General features: G+C 34.2%; 18 protein-coding genes. 1 reads left to right on the forward strand and 17 read right to left on the reverse strand.

Going from position 1 to position 19,839, the window contains the following annotated elements:
- Positions 1–169: 169 nt before the first annotated feature.
- The 16 genes from EPK97_RS03710 to lepB all read right to left on the reverse strand — a co-directional run bounded on the left by EPK97_RS03710 (position 170) and on the right by lepB (position 17,682).
- Positions 170–1,378 (reverse strand): MFS transporter, encoded by a 1,209-nt coding sequence (locus EPK97_RS03710; RefSeq protein WP_162035448.1) that lies wholly within the window; start codon positions 1,376–1,378, stop codon positions 170–172.
- 203 nt (positions 1,379–1,581) lie between these two features.
- Positions 1,582–2,307, reverse strand: coding sequence for an MBL fold metallo-hydrolase (locus tag EPK97_RS03715; protein WP_162035235.1), 726 nt, complete (start codon positions 2,305–2,307; stop codon positions 1,582–1,584).
- A 42-nt stretch (positions 2,308–2,349) separates the two neighbouring features.
- Positions 2,350–3,213 (reverse strand): effector binding domain-containing protein, encoded by an 864-nt coding sequence (locus EPK97_RS03720; RefSeq protein WP_162035236.1) that lies wholly within the window; start codon positions 3,211–3,213, stop codon positions 2,350–2,352.
- Positions 3,214–3,388: 175 nt separating this feature from the next.
- Positions 3,389–5,443, reverse strand: coding sequence for a (Fe-S)-binding protein (locus tag EPK97_RS03725; protein ID WP_162035237.1), 2,055 nt, complete (start codon positions 5,441–5,443; stop codon positions 3,389–3,391).
- A gap of 14 nt (positions 5,444–5,457) precedes the next feature.
- Positions 5,458–5,886 carry a PaaI family thioesterase gene (locus tag EPK97_RS03730; RefSeq protein ID WP_162035238.1) on the reverse strand — a complete coding sequence of 143 codons (429 nt, stop codon included), beginning with the start codon at positions 5,884–5,886 and terminating at the stop codon, positions 5,458–5,460.
- Between the two features lie 8 nt (positions 5,887–5,894).
- On the reverse strand, positions 5,895–7,673 hold the full coding sequence (locus tag EPK97_RS03735) for an acyl-CoA dehydrogenase family protein (RefSeq protein WP_162035239.1): 1,779 nt from the start codon (positions 7,671–7,673) through the stop codon (positions 5,895–5,897).
- Positions 7,674–7,887: 214 nt separating this feature from the next.
- A complete protein-coding gene (locus tag EPK97_RS03740; protein ID WP_162035240.1) occupies positions 7,888–9,066 on the reverse strand; it encodes an acetyl-CoA C-acyltransferase in 1,179 nt (392 codons plus the stop codon).
- Between the two features lie 41 nt (positions 9,067–9,107).
- Positions 9,108–11,468, reverse strand: coding sequence for a 3-hydroxyacyl-CoA dehydrogenase/enoyl-CoA hydratase family protein (locus tag EPK97_RS03745; RefSeq protein WP_162035241.1), 2,361 nt, complete (start codon positions 11,466–11,468; stop codon positions 9,108–9,110).
- Between the two features lie 16 nt (positions 11,469–11,484).
- Entirely contained in the window at positions 11,485–13,158 is a 1,674-nt protein-coding gene (locus EPK97_RS03750) for a long-chain-fatty-acid--CoA ligase (RefSeq protein ID WP_162035242.1), read from the reverse strand.
- Positions 13,159–13,181: 23 nt separating this feature from the next.
- Positions 13,182–14,165, reverse strand: a complete 984-nt coding sequence (locus EPK97_RS03755; protein WP_162035243.1) for an electron transfer flavoprotein subunit alpha/FixB family protein — start codon at positions 14,163–14,165, stop codon at positions 13,182–13,184.
- Complete coding sequence (locus EPK97_RS03760) at positions 14,158–14,928, reverse strand: electron transfer flavoprotein subunit beta/FixA family protein (protein ID WP_162035244.1); 771 nt, start codon at positions 14,926–14,928, stop codon at positions 14,158–14,160. Before EPK97_RS03760 ends, EPK97_RS03755 begins: the two co-directional genes overlap by 8 nt.
- Before the next feature lie 504 nt (positions 14,929–15,432).
- On the reverse strand, positions 15,433–15,729 hold the full coding sequence (locus tag EPK97_RS03765; protein ID WP_162035245.1) for an antibiotic biosynthesis monooxygenase family protein: 297 nt from the start codon (positions 15,727–15,729) through the stop codon (positions 15,433–15,435).
- Between the two features lie 39 nt (positions 15,730–15,768).
- On the reverse strand, positions 15,769–16,005 hold the full coding sequence (locus tag EPK97_RS03770) for a hypothetical protein (protein ID WP_162035246.1): 237 nt from the start codon (positions 16,003–16,005) through the stop codon (positions 15,769–15,771).
- Between the two features lie 86 nt (positions 16,006–16,091).
- Positions 16,092–16,640, reverse strand: a complete 549-nt coding sequence (locus tag EPK97_RS03775) for a GNAT family N-acetyltransferase (RefSeq protein WP_162035247.1) — start codon at positions 16,638–16,640, stop codon at positions 16,092–16,094.
- A gap of 76 nt (positions 16,641–16,716) precedes the next feature.
- Positions 16,717–17,046, reverse strand: coding sequence for a tRNA-binding protein (locus EPK97_RS03780; RefSeq protein WP_162035248.1), 330 nt, complete (start codon positions 17,044–17,046; stop codon positions 16,717–16,719).
- A gap of 27 nt (positions 17,047–17,073) precedes the next feature.
- Positions 17,074–17,682, reverse strand: a complete 609-nt coding sequence (gene lepB, locus EPK97_RS03785) for a signal peptidase I (RefSeq protein ID WP_162035249.1) — start codon at positions 17,680–17,682, stop codon at positions 17,074–17,076.
- A gap of 305 nt (positions 17,683–17,987) precedes the next feature.
- On the opposite strand from lepB, the gene EPK97_RS03790 reads away from it, so the two are divergent.
- The gene (locus EPK97_RS03790) at positions 17,988–18,713 is read left to right on the forward strand and encodes a YceI family protein (protein ID WP_162035250.1); all 726 of its coding nucleotides are present in this window, start codon (positions 17,988–17,990) and stop codon (positions 18,711–18,713) included.
- A gap of 76 nt (positions 18,714–18,789) precedes the next feature.
- On the opposite strand, the gene EPK97_RS03795 is transcribed toward EPK97_RS03790, so the two are convergent.
- Positions 18,790–19,803: an NADP-dependent oxidoreductase gene (locus EPK97_RS03795; RefSeq protein WP_162035251.1), complete on the reverse strand. Its 1,014-nt coding sequence runs from the start codon at positions 19,801–19,803 to the stop codon at positions 18,790–18,792.
- Between the last annotated feature and the right edge of the window lie 36 nt (positions 19,804–19,839).

Below are 19,839 nucleotides of genomic sequence, written 5' to 3' on the forward strand. Positions count from 1 at the left end.
AAATCGCGTTTACTCATTATATTAACTAACTCAAATGTTTAACTCATATTATATAACTCATTCCAAAATATTAATAGAAATTTTCATTAAATTTTTCATGGTGGTCATTAATACCTCTTAAATGAAGTTATATGTCATACCAAGTAAGTCCTTTACTAACCAATATGCTTCAACTTTCAACAACAGAAACACCTAGCTTATTACGATATAAAAGAACAAGCCAAATACTACTTGTAAGTACACAAATCATCCCAAAAGCTACACCTATGACTTGGGGAGAATAATAGTCTAGTAAAATCCCTGTTAAAAACATAGATAATTGAAATAATGATCCATAAACCGCATAATGCAATGTAAAAACTTTCCCTATCTGTTCATCAGGTGAATAATTCTGAATTAGAGTTGAGTCTAATGGGATTATAATCCCTCCTGCTACTCGCATCAATAAAAGAAATATAAGTCCAATAAAAATATTTACAGAAAGAACAAACAAAATAAAAAATATGCCTTGTAATAAATAAGACCATCCAAAATATTTTTTCATCTTCTCTGTATCTGATGATATATACTTAGCTACAAAAACACTCCCAATTAACACCCCTAATCCTTGTATTGCATATAAGATACCGATTCCATTATCACCTAATTGATATACATCAGAACCATAAATTGTGAGCAGAATTTGATAAACTCCACCTACAATCCCCCAAGACATACCTACTAAAATCAAACCTAAAATAATAGGAGTCTGAATGATAAATTTATAACCAACTATCATATCTTTAAGGAAGCTAGTTTTAGTTGTTTTTTGTTTTTTCTCTGCTTGAGGGATTTCAGTAAATTGTATAAATACAGCTGAAATAATAAAAGTCATGCTATTTAATACAAAAGCGATATTAGGACTTAGAAAACCTAATACAATTCCTCCTACGCTAGAACCAAGAATAGCAGAGATTGCCTGCATAGAACTTGACAATGAATTGGCTACAGGCAATTCTTCTTTACTAACCATCCTGGGGATTATACTTTGTCTTGCTGGATTAAATAATGTAGAACATATCGCCATTAAAGCATTCACAATAAAAACCAAATATATAAAACTTTCAGCAAAAAGAAGGCCTAATACAATGATAGCTCTAATCAAATCCGTAATGATTAAAATCTTTTTTCGATTACTTCTATCAACGTAAACACCAGCAAACGGACTAAACAATAATTGAGGAACCCCTTTGCTAATGAGTGTTAAACTTACCATTAAGGGTGACTCTGTAATCCCATAAACAAAAGTTAATAAAGCTATGGTACTAAACCAATCACCAATTGTACTCGTCGTTTGAGCATAAAATAGTTTTTTATATTCTTTATTGTTTTTAAGCATTTTTGTATATGCGTTTTTATTCTCCAATAATCTCCCACCTTGTTTCGCATCTATATATAAACTCTCCCTGAGGGGTTATATAATCATCATAGTTATTAAAAGCCCTATTAACCACCTTCAGAAGGATTAGTTTTAAATACAACTTTAGGCCGAGATTATGTTCCAAATTATGGACATCATCCAACAAAATCAAGTATAGTGTATTAAGAAAGGACCAATTTAGCGATACGTTCATTTACATTGTCATTAATTAAACCACCGTGATAACAAATAACAGTTTCAATATCATATTGTGTGAACTTGCTCAATGATTTTTGAGATAATTCAATATCCATAGATTGCTGGTTTAGTTCTAACACACCATCTTGAATAACCATTGCATCTGCAGCAATAAGAGTCTTACTTTGTTTATGATACAAGCTAATATGTCCTATGCTATGACCTGGTGTATTGATGACAATGATTCCTCCACAATAAGGTAACTCTTCACCATCTGTCACTATTTTGTGAACATTAGTTTTTGGTGGATTGGATAATTCTGATTTAAAGTCATTACGCCATTGTTCTGGCCAAGATTCCATTTGAGCCAGCAATTCATCTGTTAACAGATCTTTTTCTCCCTGAATATATGGTTTTTCTAATTCATTTGATAAAACTTGAATATTATGATGCGACACCTCTAAAATACTAGGTAAACTTCCTGTATGGTCGAAATGATGATGAGTAATGATGATCTTTTTTAGAAGGTCAAAAGGTACAGATGCTTTTTCAAATTCTTCAAGAAAAATATCTTTTTGACCTGGGAAACCAGTGTCTATCAATACAGCCATTTCTTTATCCCTAATCACTGTAGGATGTATTATCACATCCTGCCCCAAAAAGTCTTTTCTTTCGATCTCGAACATTTCAATTCCTGTAGTTACCTTCATCTTATTCCTCCATAATCAGTTTTTAATTCATATCTATATAATTTATTTCTTTTTTATTGGAATCCAAATTTCACATCGATAATTTGGGTTTGTATCATCACCTGGAGGAATCAACTCGATTTCAGGTACTCCTGCGAGTTGCTCATATCCAGTTGAAGGAAACCACTCTGAATAGACGCGATCCCATACTTTTGAAACTGCATCTGGCATCGCACCAATGGATTCAAAAACAGCCCATGAAGCAGAAGAAATCTCTTTTTGTTCATAATTTTCCAAATCCTCTTTATCACAGATCATTGCACCAATAAAGTAAGTGAATTCTTCTTTTTCATGATCTATGTCCATAATTACACCTAGTAGATCCATTTGTCCTGTAATAGAAAGAATATGTTTATCTACACTTTCTTGTCGCATCTCCTCTCTAAATTTTAAAATATGTTCTCTAGACTTCTCTTTCACCATTGGCACTTTTATTCCTTTTCCTATGACTTTAATACTGTCTTTCTTCATAATTTTATAATTCATTTCCTTTTCTCCTTTTAAAGAAATATGAAATGTGATTCGTGGAAAGGCGACTAATGAAACGTCTGATTCCCTTACTTGTGAAGGGGAAATGCCATGCACTCTCCGGAAAGCTTTTGAGAATGACTCTGGTGTTTCATACCCATACTTTAAAGCAACATTGATCACTTTAGTTTTCGTATCTGTCAGTTCTTGGGCGGCTAATGTCAGCCTCCGTTTTCGTATATATTCAGCTACTGTATAACCTGTTAACATATGAAACATTCTTTGAAAGTGAAACTTAGAACTGAGTGACTTACTTGCTAATACAGATAGTTCTATTTTTTGATTCATGTTCTTTTCAATATAATCAATACATTCATTCATACTTTGAAGCATATTCATAAATTTACCCCCTCAACGTCAATATTAAGTTTAACAGTGAATTTCAGTTTAAACCTGTCATTTTGTGCTCCTTATTGACATAAAAAAAGCAGAAAAATAAAAACCTGTGAATGCAATCTGCCATCCACAGGTTTTATTATTACAGTAACTCTTATATCATAATTTCAAAATCTTTTTAACCCACTAAGCTCTCAGAGATAATCTCAGCGATATCCTTCGCTTGGACTCTCTCTTCATCTTTCGCTTTTAATCCATCGTCAACCATGGTAAGACAATACGGGCAACCTGTTGCAATCAGATCAGGTTTTGTTTGTAATGCCTGTTCTGTCCTTTCATTATTCACCCTTGTTCCTTCTGTTTCTTCCATCCACATCATTCCACCACCAGCACCACAACACATGCTGTTGCTTCCTGAACGTTCCATTTCTACAAGTTCTACTCCAGGTATAGAGGATAAAGCTTGACGTGGAGCCTCATATTCATTGTTATGACGTCCTAAATAACAAGGGTCATGATAAGTGATTTTATCCATCATGGACTTATTAGGTTGAATTCTACCTTCTTCTATCCATTTTGAAATGAGTTGTGAATGATGATATACTTCAACATCCTCAGGTAAACCAAAATCTTGATACTCGTTTTTAAACGTATGGAACGCATGGGGATCAATTGTGACTATTTTTTTGACGTTATGATTTTTAAATAATTCTACGTTTTCTTCTACAAGCATTTGATATAAATATTCATTTCCTAAACGTCTAGCAGTATCTCCCGAGTTCTTCTCTTCATTTCCAAGAACTGCAAAGGTGATGCCTGCTTTATTCATAATATTAACAAAGGCTTCAGAAATTTTTTGACAACGTTTATCGTATGAACCCATTGAACCTACATAAAATAAATATTCAAAAGACTCAGTTTCTTGTACTTCTAACACGTTATTTTGATCATCCAATTGATCTATCCAATTTTTACGATCTAAACGGTTAAGTCCCCAAGGATTCCCCTGTCTTTCGATATTGTTTAATGCACGAGCCGCTTCCGCAGGCAGGCTTCCTTCCGTTAATACTAAATAACGACGCATATCCATAATTTTATCTACATGTTCATTGGCAACAGGACATACTTCCTCACAATTTCGGCAAGAAGTACAAGCCCAAAGCTCTTGTTCCGTAACAACTTCACCTACTAAAGGTGTATCTAGTTCAGTTTCAGTAGAAGCTGCTAGCTCATTGGCTGTTGTTCCTCCAAATGCAAAAGCAGGCATCCAAGGTGTACGGGATGTAATTGCTGCCCCCTTGTTGGTTAGATGATCTCTCATATTAGTAATTAAATGCATCGGAGATAACATCTTTCCGGTTGACGCAGCTGGACAAACACTTGTACAACGACCACATTCTACACACGCATACAAGTCTACAAGTTGATTTTGCGTGAAATCTTCGATTTTTCCAGCACCAAAAGATTCTGCATTTTCATCTTCTAAATCAATTTTTTTCAATTTGCCTGGTACACCTAGTTTTCTAATAAAGACATTAATAGGTGCAAAAAACAAATGAGCATGTTTAGACTGCGGTACATAAATTAAAAATGTGTATAAAATCAATAAATGAATCCACCAAAAAACATAAAACAATACCCCAGCAATACTGCTTCCCATCCAAGAAAATGCCAATAAAAATAGGGAACTAATGGGTTGAAGAGCACTCGCTTCATGCCCTTTCCATATCATTTCCAAGCCTCCTGCCAATATGATAGAAAGCATTAAACTTGAAAGCAATAAGATTACGATACCTGCTTTCCAGCCTCGTTTTAAACGAGCTAACTTTTCAACATATCGACGGTAAAAAGCGTAACCAGTAGCTAATAATACAAGTAGAACTGTAATTTCCTGAATAAATACAAAGATTGGATAAAATGAGCCTAATGGCAAATGCCAGCCTGGTACTAATCCTTTACCAACCAAATCAATTGCACCAAATTGTATCAGGATAAATCCGTAAAACATAACCAAATGCATCAAACCACTTTTTTTATCCTTTAATAACGTTTTATGACCAAACATATTTACTGCAATCTGTTTGAACCTTTGTTTATATTCAGGCTCTAATGACTCTTGTTTTCCTAATTTAATAAATGAATATCGACTATACATGATGTGATAAAACAAATAGAAAACATATCCAGTGAGCAATAAAAATGCACAAAGCTGAATTATAGTTAATGGACCCATAGAATCACCCACCTTTATTTATTAATCACTCGATATGAGCCTGTTGCTTTCGCAACAAGCTGCCCATCATCACTTCTAATTTCTCCCTCAGTTGTAAGGGTATTATTTGTTTGATGTATAACTTTTGCACTTACTTTTAACATTCCATCTTTTAAAGCAGTTAAATAATGGATGTTTAACGTGGTAGTCACTAAGTTATCATTAGGGCGAGCTACAACCACAGCCAGCCCCATGATACTATCCAACACGGAAGCGTGAACGCCTCCGTGTATGATACCATTTGGATTAAGATGTATGGGTTCTACTTTAAAGGAACCAAAAATTTGATTGTCTTTTATTTCTGTGACTTCACTATTTAAGAGTTCCATAAAAGTGCCCTTCACTTTTTCCGCTAACATATTTTGAAAGGCTTCCCATTCTTTTTGGTTCATGCTGCCATTCATACTGCCACCTAAACTGAATATTGATCAGATTGAATGATCTTATCAGCTATTTCTCTTTTAATGTTTAATAAATTTTTAGGTTTAAAACGAACTAATTTCTTTAGGATAGAAAGAACCATTAATGCTGAATCACCATCATCCATTGAAACAATTCCATCTTTAGCCATTAATTCGATTTTAGTGAAAGTTTCATGCGCAAATGTAGTAGTGAGATTTAATTTTTGTTTTGCTTTCTCTACTCCATCTTTAGCAATCGCTTTTTCTGTTCTTAATATCACAGATTCTAATGCATAAATTTGTATCGCTAAATTAGATATGATTTCTAAAATTTCTTGCTCTTCTTGTAAAGCTTGTTTATATTTCTTAACAGCAGTTCCACCAACCATTAAAAAGATCTTTTTAGCAGATGCCAGCATTGCTTTTTCCTTTTCTAATGGTGTATCTTCGTCAATCATAGGTGGCATGTAGGCTACTAGCTCTTGCTCTAAATTAGCTGCTACTTCCATCATAGGCAATTCGCCTTTCATTGCTTTACGGAATAACATATCTGGAATTAATAATCGGTTAATTTCATTAGTTCCTTCAAAAATTCTGTTAATTCTAGAGTCTCTATAAATTCTCTCTACTTTATACTCTTGTGTAAATCCATAACCACCATGAATTTGAACTGCTTCATCTGAAACAAAATCCAAACACTCTGATGCAAACACTTTGTTAACAGAACATTCTAAAGCATAATCTGCAACTTTTTTCACTACATCTTTCTGATAGTTTTCATCATTTACATCTAATGTTTTTAAAGCATCATCCATTAATCCACCTGTACGATATACGACACTTTCAGCTGCATAAGTATAAACAGCCATATCTGCAATCTTTTTCTGAATAAGCGGAAATTCAACTAAGGCTTTACCAAATTGTTTTCTTTGTTGTGCATACTCTACAGCTAAATCTATCGCCCATTTAGAAGTACCTACGCAACCTGCTCCTAAAGTATAACGTCCCAAGTTTAAAATGTTGAATGCGATTACATGCCCTTTACCAATATCACCTAATAAGTTCTCTACAGGAACTTTCACATCTTCTAATATTAGAGGACGTGTTGAGGAACCTTTAATTCCCATTTTCTTTTCTTCTGGACCAGTAGATACTCCTTCAAATGATTTTTCCACGATAAATGCTGTAAATTTTTCACCGTCCACTTTTGCATATACGATAAATACATCAGCAAATGCTGCATTAGTAATAAATTGTTTTGTTCCATTTAGGATATAATGTTTACCATCTTCACTTAAAACTGCTGTTGCTTTTGCTCCTAATGCATCTGAACCTGAGGATGGTTCAGTTAAACAGTATGCAGCTAGTTTTTCACCGGTTACAAGTGAAGGTAAATATCTAGATTTTTGATCCTCATTTCCAAAAAGTGCAATGGGTTGAGTTCCAATCCCTACATGTGCACCCACACTTAAAGCAAATGAACTACCACGAACTAGTTTCTCACCAATTAAGGTAGAACTAATTTTATCTAAATTGGTTCCTCCATAATTTTCAGGAATTGAAGCCCCCAATAAACCTAATTCTCCAGCTTTTTGTAATAAATTAACTAGTAAATCAAAGTCCTGTGTTTCAATTCTTTCGTCTACTGGTGCTATTTCATTTTCTACAAAGTCAGCTGTCATTCCTGCTATCATTTTATGTTCTTCTGAAAAATCCTCAGGTGTAAAAACCGAAGAAGCATCCACATCACCTAATAAATAACTTCCACCTTTAGCAACATCTTTGATCATCGTAAATTCCTCCTCAAAATTATAACACACATAATAGTTGTTTGTACCACACATAAAAGTGGCAATTTATAACCGACCCAGCGCAAAGGCTGGATCGAATACATTTCGGGTCTGAAATTTTCTGATTAAACTTTTATGGTAATTGTTATTACTTTTTTAGAGATCATAGTACTAAAAAAGTAAAAGTAAAAAATGCTTTTTATTTGATTTTATTTTAAACAAATTCAAATACTCCTGCAGCGCCCATACCACCGCCAATACACATACTAACCACACCATATTTACTATTTCTACGTTTTGCTTCATGTATCAATGTTGTAGTAAGTTTTGAACCAGTACATCCAAGTGGATGACCTAATGCAATCGCTCCTCCATTTACATTTACCTTAGCTGGATCAATTTTTAATGTTTCCATTACAGCAAGAGCTTGAGCTGCAAAAGCTTCATTGATTTCAAACAAATCAATTTGGTCTAACGTTAATCCTGCAAGCTCTAATGCTTTTGGAATCGCAACTACAGGACCAATTCCCATAACTTCTGGACCTACCCCTCCAACAGCAAAGCTGCGGAAAATAGCCAGTGGTTTTAACCCTAATTGATCTGCTTTTTCTCTAGACATAACTACAACTGCTGAAGCTCCATCATTCATTTGAGAAGCGTTTCCTGCTGTTACGGAACCTCCTAGTAAAAATGCAGGTCTTAATTTAGACAACACTTCTACACTTGTACTCGCACGAACACCTTCGTCTGTATCAAACATAAAGGATACTTCTTCTTTTTTACCTGCATCATTTATAATCATCTGTTTAACTGGAACAGGAACAATTTCTTCTTTGAATTTTCCAGATTCAATTGCTGCCGCTGCTTTTTGATGACTACTTACAGCAAAAGCATCTTGTTTTTCACGAGATACTTCATACTCACTTGCTACATTCTCCGCTGTATTCCCCATAGAGATGTATACCTCTGGACGATGATCTACCAAATAAGGATTTGGTTGAGGTTTAAATCCTGACATAGGTACATGACTCATGCTTTCTACCCCACCTGCAACAATCACATCTGAGAATCCACTCATAATTCGTTCTGCTGCAAAAGCAATGGACTGTAAACCAGAAGAGCAAAAACGATTAATCGTTAAACCAGGCACTGTATCCGGTAATCCTGCTCTTAAAGCTACGATACGTCCCATATTTAATCCTTGTTCACCTTCAGGCATGGCACAACCAATAATGACATCCTCAATTTCTTCCGCAGATAATCCAGGGGTGCGTTTAACAACCTCCTCAACAACAAGACCTCCTAAATCTTCTGCACGTGTATTTGCAAGAGAACCTTTATGGGCTTTACCCATTGGTGTTCTCACTGCTGAAACAATAACAGCTTCCTTCATATTATTACTCCTCTCAAAGTAAGACTTTTATAAAAATCACTTTAATTTCTCAAAGGTCTTCTTTTTAATAACATATGTTGCATTCTAGCTTGGCTTTTCGGTTCACCTAAAAGACTCAAAAATGCTTCTTTTTCCAAATCTAAAATGTATTGCTCATCAACTAATGTATTTGCTGGGATATTACCACCTGTTAAAATGTTAGCAAGTCTAGTCCCGATTAATTCATCGTGGTCACTGATATAACCTGAAGACTTCATGTGATATAAGCCCAATTTTAATGTAGCAAGACCAGGTTCTCCTACAACTCGGATTTTTTTCGCTTGAGGTGCTTCATACCCTGCAATGGACATTCCTAATACGGCTTGTTTTGCATCATGAAGTAAATAATCTGAATTAACTGTAATTCGATCCGTATCACTTAGATATCCAAGATCCCTAGCTTCTGCTGCACTAGTTGATACCTTTGCCTGACCAATGTTCTCAAATACTCGGTTAACAAACGGCTGTAAATCAATCGTTTTGTTTATATCCATAGGTACCGTATTACGATATAACATTTCCTTCGTACCGCCACCTGCTGGAATTAAACCAACACCTACTTCTACTAATCCCATATATGTTTCAGCTGATGCTTGCACATGTGGAGCAGGAATAACAAGCTCTACCCCTCCGCCTAAACACATGTTAAATGGAGCAGATACGATTGGCTTTTCAAAATATTTCATATTCATCGCAACTTGATGATAAGTAGTAATCATCTGATCAATTTCGAACCAGTTTTCATCCTGAGCTTCCATTAACATCATCATTAAATTTGCACCAACACAAAAGTGTTTTTCTTGATGTCCAATCACAAGACCACGATAATTTTTTCTTACTTCCTCAAAAGAATGTAGGAACATTTGTAATACATCAGGGCCTACGGTACTGTTTGGTGAATGGAATTGCAAACAAGCAATATCATCCCCAATATCAATTAAACTTGCACCTGTATTCTTTTTAATAACACCATTTTTCTCTTTTATTAACTCTAAGTTGATGAATTCTTTTGGTATCTCTTTTTCGTTTAAACCACCATCTATTTTTACGTAAAAAGTTTTATCTTCTTCCTTCTGGTAAAATGATGTTTTACCATCGGAAAGCATTTTTTCAATCCATGCTGGGATCTCTTCTCCCTCTTCTTTCATTCGAGCAACAGTAGATTCTAAACCTACAGCATCCCATGCTTCAAAAGGACCAAGTTCCCAATTAAATCCCCATCTCATTGCATCATCAATAGCTGAAATATCATCAGCAATCTCTGGCACTTTACTAGCAGAATACAACCAGCTTTTTTTCATAATTTCCCAAACAAATTTTCCTGCTGCATCATCGGAAGAGATCAAGGCTTTTAATTTTCCTTTTAAACCTTTTGCATTTTTTGCGTTTTCAACAGAAGCAAATTTCGTTTTTGTTTTAGGAGCATAACTTTTACTTTGAATATCAAATTGTAAAATTTCTTTTCCTGCTTCAGTTCGTTTTTTCTGATAGAAACCTTTTTTTGTTTTTTCACCTAACTGACCATTTTTCACCATTTCAGTAAGAAGCTCAGGAACTTTAAAAATTTCTTTCTCAGGTCCATCTCCTACATTTTCATATACGTTGTTTGCAACAAATACAAATGTGTCCAAACCAACTAAATCCAATGTTCTAAAAGTAGCACTTTTAGGTCTACCTGTAAGTGGTCCAGTTAACTGATCCACATCAGCAACGGACAATCCAAACTTCTTCATTTCATGTAAAACGACCATTAATCCATATGTCCCAATTCTGTTTGCAATAAAATTAGGCGTATCTTTAGCTATAACAATTCCTTTACCTAACTTTCTTTCACAAAACTTTGCCATCATTTGTACAATGTTTGGATCTGTTGCCTCTGTTGGTATCAATTCTAGTAACTTCATATATCTTGGAGGATTAAAGAAATGAGTACCTAAAAAGTTCTTTTTCAATGAATCTGATAAATCTTCAGATATTTGTTGAATAGAAATTCCTGAAGTATTAGAACTTACAATCGTGCCCGGTTTCCAATGTTGTTCTACTTTGTTAAGCAGTTGTTTTTTAATATCTAGATTTTCTATAACAACCTCAATGACCCAATCGACCTCAGAAACACGGTGAAGATCATCTTCAAAATTACCTACTTTAATAAGTTCTAAAGATTGTTTGGAATATATTGGACTCGGTTTTGCTTTTAAAAGATTTTTTTTCGCAGTCTGTGCTAGTACATTTGGGTCTTTTTCCCCTTCTATCACTCTGTCTAAAAGGAAAGTTTCAATACCTACATTTGCTAAATGAGCAGCAATGGATGCACCCATCACACCAGACCCTAACACGGCTGCTTTTCTAATTTGTTTTTCCATACTTTACCTCCTGGTTTTATTCTTCGAGTGTGGCAGCATGTTCTTCTGCCAATACTCTACGTAATATTTTTCCAACCATTGATTTAGGAAGCTCATCACGAAATTCATATATTCTCGGTACTTTATATGAAGCTAAATTAGAGCGACAATACTGATTCAACGCTTCATCCGTTACATTTGAATCTTTTTTTCGGACAATATATGCTTTTACGGTTTCACCACGATATTTGTCGGGCACACCGAGAACAATAGCTTCCTTCACTGCTGGATGATTATATAAAACCTCTTCAATCTCTCTAGGATATACATTGTAACCGCTTGCGATAATCATATCTTTTTTACGATCCACAATATAAAAGTATCCTTTGTTATCCATATAACCCATATCCCCTGTATACAACCAACCGTCCCTTAATACTGCTGCTGTTTCCTCTGGTTGATTCCAGTATCCCTTCATGACTTGCGGTCCTTTTACAATGATTTCACCAATTTCATGAGGAGGGACTTCCTCACCTAGTTCATTAACGACCTTACTGTCAGTGTTAGGCCAAGGAATACCAATACTTCCTTCGATTCGATGTCCCCAAACTGGATTCGCAATAACAACAGGCGAAGCTTCAGATAGTCCATATCCTTCTACCAACTTGCCCTTAGTCAACTCTTCAAATTTTTGTTGAGTTGAAACTGGTAATGGAGCTGAACCACTAATACAACATTCAATAGAAGAAAGATCCGTTTGATGGACTTTAGGGTGGTTAATAATGCCTTGATATAATGTTGGCGCACCTGGGAAAATAGTCGGTTTCTGTGATTCTATTAATTTTAATAATGAATCTACCTCAAATTTAGGAATTAAATTCACCACTGCCCCTGATGCAACACTAAAGTTCATACAAGTTGTCATACCATAAACGTGAAATAAAGGAACAACCGCCAATACACTACCTCTACCTTTTTTTACTTTGACCCATGTTTGACATTGAATCGTGTTTGACACAAGGTTTATGTGGGTCAGCATCACTCCCTTAGATACACCCGTAGTACCACCAGTGTATTGTAAGACTGCTACTTCATCAGGTTTACTTGGACTATCAACTGGGTTGTCTGAAGCTTGTTGTAATTCTTTCTTTAACGATAAAACTTGCTCTTTTTCTAAATTTAAACGTGTGTAAGGTCCTTTATTAAACTTTTGCACTAAAGGATATAATAACTTTTTTATCAATGGAAGATGATCTTGTATACCAGTGATAAATACATTATCCAAGTTGACCTTTTCTTTAACCGCTTTCACTCGGGAGTATACTAAATCAAGTGCAACGATAGTTTTTGCTCCCGAATCCTTTAGATGATGTTCCAGTTCTCTTTCTACATACAAAGGATTCGTTTGAACAACAATGCCTCCCATAAATAACACGCCATAATAACAATAAATATACTGAGGTATATTGGGAAGCATTATTGCTACACGATCTCCGGGTTTAACACCTTTTTCTTTCAATAGGTTCGCGAATTTATAAGCTTGTTTGATCAGTTCACTATAGGTGATTTTTGTTCCAAAGTAATAAATTGCATTATGATTGGGAAACTGCTCAGTTGAATTTTTCAAAAAATCTGATACTAATTGTGAAGGATATTCAAGATGTGGTTCAATTCCTTCTGGATAATTTTTTGTCCATGGATCCTTAGACATCAAAAAACCACCTCATCATATTGTTATGAAGCTTGTTTGTTTATCACCTTTTTAAAGTGCTCTGTTAACATCGGAACTACTTCAAATAAATCCCCAACAATTCCAAAATCAGCAATATCAAATATTGGCGCTTCAGGGTCCTTATTAATAGCAACGATGATCTTTGAATTTGACATTCCTGCTAAATGTTGAATTGCTCCTGAGATCCCACAGGCAATATACAAATCTGGTGTAACAACTTTACCCGTCTGTCCAATCTGTAAAGAATAATCGCAATATTCAGCATCACATGCACCTCTTGAAGCTCCAACAGCTGCTCCAAGAACATCTGCTAATTCTTTAATTGGCTCAAATCCTTCAGTACTTTTTACTCCTCTACCTCCAGATACAATGATTTTTGCCTCAGACAAATCTACACCTTCCGTTGCTTTTTGAACAACTTCTTTTACAACCGTACGAATGTTTTCAATGTTGACATTCATAGTTCCTTTGTTCACTGTACGACTGCTGTCCTCTGTACCACTCGGAATATTGTTTGGTCTTATCGTAGCAAAAATCTTTCCATCGATGACTTCCCTCTTTTGAAATGCTTTACCTGCATAAATTGGACGAGTAAACACAATGTTTCCGTTTTCAATATTTACGTCTGTACAATCAGTAATAAGTCCACAGCTTAAATGGGATGCTAAACGAGGTGCAAAGTCTTTACAAGATGCAGTATGAGGCATCAAAATTACATCTGGATTTTTTTCATCTATAATTGAAATGAAAGCTTGAGTGTAAGCATCTGTAGTGTAATTTGCTAGTTCCTCATTGTTTACAACTAAAATTTCATCTGCTCCGTGTGAAGTAAGTAGTTCAGCAAATGAATCTGGTTGTTCACCGAAAATCACTGCAGTAATTTTCCCACCATCATGTATACGTTTTGCTGCATTTAAGACTTCAAAAGAAACATTACGTAAACTTCCATTTTTAATCTCTGCAAATACGATTACTTCTCTACCCATTGATGTTCACCTCACCTTGTAATAAGCTTACGAGTTCATTCACTTGTTCATCCATTTCACCTTGTAATATTCTTCCTTCTTGCCTTTTTGGTGGAAGTAACTGATCTATGATTTTGGTTTTTGCTTGAATCTGATCTAGATCAATCGATAAATCCTCAGCTTTAAGCTCTTGAATCGGTTTCCTTTTCGCTTTCATAATACCTGGCAGTGAAGGATATCGAGGCTCATTTAATCCTTGTTGAGCTGTGATTAATATCGGGAGCCCAGCTTCAATGATTTCAACGTCTCCTTCTACATCTCGTTCCACTACTACCTGATTACCTTGTACCTCTAATTTGGTGATTGCATTCACATGAGCGATATTTAATTCTTCTGCTAGACGTATTCCACTTTGACTTCCGCCATTGTCTACAGACATGTAACCGCTTAAGATTAAGTCATAATCTTTATCTTTCATAAACGCAGCTAATACCTTTGAAGTTGTGAATTCGTCTCCCATTAAACGCTCATCGTTAATTAAAACAACATGATCAGCCCCCATCGCAAGAGCTGTTCTCAATGCAGTTTCAGCCTGAGAAGTTCCAATTGTAACTGCAGTCACTTCACCGCCAAATTGTTCTTTTAAACGAATCGCTTCTTCTAAAGCATATTCATCATAAGGGTTAATGACGAACTTTGCCCCGTCTTCACTAACCTTCCCGTTTTCGATGTGTACTTTCTCTTCAGTATCAAAGGTTTGTTTAAGACATACTAAAAGATTCAATACTCTCCCCTCCTGTTTTTGTGCTTTAATTTTAAAAAAATTTATGGATGTAGTACATATGTTGTATACCTTTCTATACTATTATACCGATTTGGTCATTTCGTGTAAATAGTCAGTTTCCCAAAATTGAAACATTTTATACCTATATAAATAATTTTAATTGTTTTTTTTAAATGCAGATACCCTTTTAAACAACTTTTTTAATCATCCAGAGCTTTAAATATTGGAAATTACAATAAAATTTGGGAATCTCAATGAATCACATGTGACTCATTTAGAAACAGTTTGACACTATTTTTGTCGGATATTTTTTTGAAGAACATATTATGTAGATGGATAAAGAAGATGGAAACTGGAAAATCTATATATAAAGAATTTACCGCCAGAAATCACTTTGATTGGAATAAATTTTGTTAAAACGATAAATATTAATGTCCCTGAAGGTGCTAACACCATTAATCTTATACTTAAAAAAAATATGATGAAGACTTTATTTTAATGTTTTTACTTTAAATTTATTTTTTCAAAGTGCTCAACAACTGGAAACGGATCGTAATAATGATGGAGGATTTTTTTCCACTCTAAATATTCTTCAGACTCTCTAAACCCAACAGTATGATCTTCAAGTGTCTGCCATTTTACAAGTAATAAATATTTATTATCTACTTCTATACAACAGTGAAGGTCATGAGAAATGTATCCTTTCATTTTTGATATAATATTAGATGCTTCTTTAAAAGACATTTCAAATTGTTCCGTTTGATCAGAAATAACGTTTAACATAACTGCTTCTAAAATCAAATTATACAACTCCTTTTATAAGTAAAGTGGATTTGCTGTCTATTCCTTATCTTTGAAATATTTTTTATATTCTGCTTCAGATAATCTTGAGATTCTACGTTGTGGTTTTGTAGTTAGTGGATCTAAAGGTTCTGGAATTCTTGATAATTGAACAATTATTTTTAATAACATGCCAAAGATAATAGCAAACATAAGAATAAAACCAACGATCTGCATCCATATTAAACAGATTCCAACAAGAATGCCTATCAAAATAAACAGTAATAGTTGTGCCATGAGCTACTGACCCCTCTTTTATAGTAAAATGATTCAATATATTATTTAGATTAAATATATTTTCAAACAATATCATATAAACTAGGTTAATTAATCTCGGATTTCGTAAAAACCATTAACCAACAATCTCTTTTTTTACCTTCATGCCATTCATGAGCAGGTAACAATTTCTCTTTTTTAAAACCGCATTTTTCATAACAAGATATCGCTCTAACATTCCATGTTTGAGGATCCATCACTATAACATCAGCATTTTTTTTATTAATTAAAAAATGAATCATTGAAGTTACTAAAGATTTTCCTATCCCCCTATCCCAATATGATGTTTCTCCTATAAACTGATCCATTCCATAAATCAGTCTGCTGTCATCAAAGTATCCATACTCTTTCTTTTCTTTTTCATCCAATAAATAAAATTGAATATATCCAATTTCTACATGTTCAAATTCAACAATACATCTTGTAACGTTCTGCTCATAATGATAAAAATGTTTTTTTACCATGTGAATATCGTGAGGATTATCTCTGCCTTCATAATATTTTAAAACTAATGGATCAGATAACCATTTCACAAGTAGATTCCCATCTTTTTGCTCTAATTCTCGAACTATTAATTCATTAGATTTAAAAATCATTACATTACTCCCCCCTTTTGCTAAGTCATTAAAAAAGCTGCTCCCTCAAGGAAAAGCAGCTTTCTGGAATTTCGTGTTAACCTAATTTATCTCCATTCTTCACTTTTTGCTCTGGTTGTATCAGTACAACCCCTTGTTCCGAATAAGTTCCCAGTACTAAAGCTTCCGACATAAAAGATGCAATCTGCATGGAAGGGAAATTCACCACACCCATAACTTGTTTTCCAACTAATTCATCAACCTGATAACATTCTGTTATTTGAGCACTTGATTTTTTCACTCCTATTTCTTCCCCAAAATCTATCCATAATTTGTATGCTGGTTTACGAGCCTCTTCAAAAACCTCCGCTTTTATCACTTCACCAACACATATATCTAATTTCTTAAAATCTTCAAAAGTTGCCATATCTAACTCAAACTCCTTTTTCAACAGTTAATCTATCAAACCTATTTCATTTATCGGCCACATTTTGAAAATAGCTTTCCCTTCAATGTTGGTTATATCTACAAGCCCAAAATCTCTACTATCTCTACTAACCGTCCTATTATCACCCATTACAAAAACTTCCCCTTCAGGAACTTCAATAGGTAGTTCAACATTTCTCGTAAATGTTTTATCGCTTTTTATATAAGACTCATCTATTAAGTCTCCATTAATGTATACTTGACCATCTTTGATATCAATCGTGTCACCTGGAATGGCAATAATTCTTTTCACTAGTCTTTTTCTTGGTTCACCATCCGTTACTTTATCCACATAATCATTCAATTGAATTCCAATATTACTGCTCCAAAACCCACTTGTTTGTACCTCTTCTGTAAAAATGACAATGTCTCCTCGATCAAAATCATCGAATGTGTCTGAAATCTTATCAATGATTAATCTTTCATTTTCAAATAAAGTATTTTCCATGGAAGATTGTTTCACTTCAGTAACCGCTAATACTTCACTTTGAATAAAAAAGGCTACACCAAATGCGACTAAAAATGTGATTATCCAATTTACGATTTCTTTTTTTATTGATTTCGTTGTTTGCTTCATATATGGTTCATCTCCTTATGTTTTATTAAACGTAAAAAATACGATGAAGTTTCGTTTGTTTAATAGAAAAGTCAAGACTTGATTTGCAATATTTAGCTCCATTTTATCAAAATAAATCAATGGATTCAAAAAATGAATCTGGACATCATTCTGACACAAAAGTATTGTATGTTTTATAAATAATATTTAAAGGGTTTATAGTTACAACTGAATTATTCAAAAATTTAATAACTTATGCTTACAGAAATGATTTATAGAACATTTGAAAATGTAAGAATATTGTGTTAATGGAGGAGATATTCAAAATGAATAAAAGAAAACTAATATTTTTCGTCCCTATTTTACTAATTCTCATCGGAGGATACTATATATTTGATTACTATACTGGAAACCATATTGAAATCGATGATGTGTTTAAAGAGAATGCGTCAGATGATCAAGTTGCTGAAGATCAAGTTGCTGAAGATCAATCTACTGTTCAATCTAACGAAGACCTTTCTTTAGAACCTTTTGATTTAAATGGGGACTGGGAGATCTCAGAAGACTCATCTGTATATTTAAGTATTAAAACATCAAAGGAAGAAGTTAATATCCGATTTAGTGAGGTAAGTGGACGTTGGGAGATCAATCAAGCTGAGCTTAATTTAACAGAAGCCAATGCAATTGTAGGCATCAACTCTATTGATTCTGGGAATGGTCAACGTGACTCTCATGTAAAGGGAGATAGATTTTTAAAAGCTGAACAATTTCCTGAGGCTACCTTTCAATTACACTCCATCGAAAATTGGTCTACTGAATGGCAGTCTGGACAAACAAATTCAATTTTATTAACCGGTGATCTTACCATTAAAGATATTACTAAATCTGTAACTTTTGAAACGGAGGTTTTACCAGAAAATGAGATATTGAAATTAAAAGCAGATACTTCAGTCACATTTGATGATTTTGGAATGAAAAATCCACATACTGTTTTGTTAGATACGGAAAATGATGTATTGATTACACTACAACTTGTATTAATTAAAAAGTAAGAAAAAAATAAAATAGGGAAAATAATGGTGTTATTAAAATGGCCATTATTTTCCCTAAAAGTTTATAAAAACAATCTTACGATAGGCTCGGATCAGCTACCTTAACTAATAATTTACCTAAATTAGTCCCTTTGAACAAACCTTCAAAAGCCTCAGGTGTTTTTTCAAATCCTTCAATGATCGTCTCCTCATATTTTAACTTTCCTTCCATAATCCACCCAGCTAATTGTTTAATGCCTTCCGGAAAACGGTTTGAATAATCAGAAACTAGAAAACCTTTCATTAATGCACGATTTTGGATTAGAAGCGTCTGAATTCGTGGACCTAAATCTATTTCTTTATTATTATAAGATGAGATCGCTCCACAAACAGGAATACGAGCATTTACATTTAAATGTTTAAACACTTCGTCAGAAATATCTCCACCAACATTTTCAAAATACACATCTACTCCGTTAGAACAGGCTTCTGCTAACTTCGTTTTAAAATCAGGGTCTTTATAATTAATGGCAGCATCGAAATTTAGTTCATTAACTAAATAATCGTTTTTTTCTTGAGAACCTGCGATACCAACCACACGAGCCCCTTGGATTTTTGCAATTTGTCCAACAATCATACCTACAGCACCTGCTGCACCAGATACAACAACCGTTTCACCTTCTTTTGGCTGACCAATATCCATTAATCCGAAATATGCTGTTGCCCCTGGCATACCTAATACACCAAGATTTGTTGAAATTGGTGCTAAAGATGGATTCACTTTTTGTACGGATGTTTCTTTAACAGTTTGAAAACGAGCCCAATTTAACATCCCCGTTACAATATCGCCTTTTTGGAAATTAGGAGATTTAGATTCTACTACCTCCCCAACAACGCCACCAGAGATGACCTGATCAATAGCAAAAGGTGCGATATAAGATTTACCCTCTCTCATACGCCCACGCATATATGGGTCAACTGAAAGATATAGTGTTTTTACTAAAATTTCATCTTCACTAGGTGTTGGCATCTCTGTTGTAATAAATCGAAATGTTTTTTCATCTGGTAGACCTACAGGTCTTGAGGCTAACTGAATTTCTTCATTTTGCATTGGATAATCACCTTTCATAAGTAAAGTATTACTCTT

The organism is Chengkuizengella sediminis (assembly GCF_010078385.1).
GTDB lineage: Bacteria > Bacillota > Bacilli > Paenibacillales > KCTC-33759 > Chengkuizengella > Chengkuizengella sediminis.

Excerpts from the sequence above, each read along its gene's own strand:
- EPK97_RS03775 (WP_162035247.1), bottom strand. The coding sequence starts at position 16,640 with ATGATTTTTAAATCTAATGAATTAATAGTTCGAGAATTAGAGCAAAAA.
- EPK97_RS03795 (WP_162035251.1), bottom strand. The coding sequence starts at position 19,803 with ATGCAAAATGAAGAAATTCAGTTAGCCTCAAGACCTGTAGGTCTACCA.
- EPK97_RS03720 (WP_162035236.1), bottom strand. The coding sequence starts at position 3,213 with ATGAATATGCTTCAAAGTATGAATGAATGTATTGATTATATTGAAAAG.
- EPK97_RS03710 (WP_162035448.1), bottom strand. The coding sequence starts at position 1,378 with ATGCTTAAAAACAATAAAGAATATAAAAAACTATTTTATGCTCAAACG.
- lepB (WP_162035249.1), bottom strand. The coding sequence starts at position 17,682 with ATGAAGCAAACAACGAAATCAATAAAAAAAGAAATCGTAAATTGGATA.
- EPK97_RS03750 (WP_162035242.1), bottom strand. The coding sequence starts at position 13,158 with ATGTCTAAGGATCCATGGACAAAAAATTATCCAGAAGGAATTGAACCA.
- EPK97_RS03730 (WP_162035238.1), bottom strand. The coding sequence starts at position 5,886 with ATGAATGGCAGCATGAACCAAAAAGAATGGGAAGCCTTTCAAAATATG.
- EPK97_RS03735 (WP_162035239.1), bottom strand. The coding sequence starts at position 7,673 with ATGATCAAAGATGTTGCTAAAGGTGGAAGTTATTTATTAGGTGATGTG.
- EPK97_RS03790 (WP_162035250.1), top strand. The coding sequence starts at position 17,988 with ATGAATAAAAGAAAACTAATATTTTTCGTCCCTATTTTACTAATTCTC.
- EPK97_RS03725 (WP_162035237.1), bottom strand. The coding sequence starts at position 5,443 with ATGGGTCCATTAACTATAATTCAGCTTTGTGCATTTTTATTGCTCACT.
- EPK97_RS03745 (WP_162035241.1), bottom strand. The coding sequence starts at position 11,468 with ATGGAAAAACAAATTAGAAAAGCAGCCGTGTTAGGGTCTGGTGTGATG.
- EPK97_RS03740 (WP_162035240.1), bottom strand. The coding sequence starts at position 9,066 with ATGAAGGAAGCTGTTATTGTTTCAGCAGTGAGAACACCAATGGGTAAA.
- EPK97_RS03780 (WP_162035248.1), bottom strand. The coding sequence starts at position 17,046 with ATGGCAACTTTTGAAGATTTTAAGAAATTAGATATATGTGTTGGTGAA.
- EPK97_RS03715 (WP_162035235.1), bottom strand. The coding sequence starts at position 2,307 with ATGAAGGTAACTACAGGAATTGAAATGTTCGAGATCGAAAGAAAAGAC.
- EPK97_RS03755 (WP_162035243.1), bottom strand. The coding sequence starts at position 14,165 with ATGGGTAGAGAAGTAATCGTATTTGCAGAGATTAAAAATGGAAGTTTA.
- EPK97_RS03770 (WP_162035246.1), bottom strand. The coding sequence starts at position 16,005 with ATGGCACAACTATTACTGTTTATTTTGATAGGCATTCTTGTTGGAATC.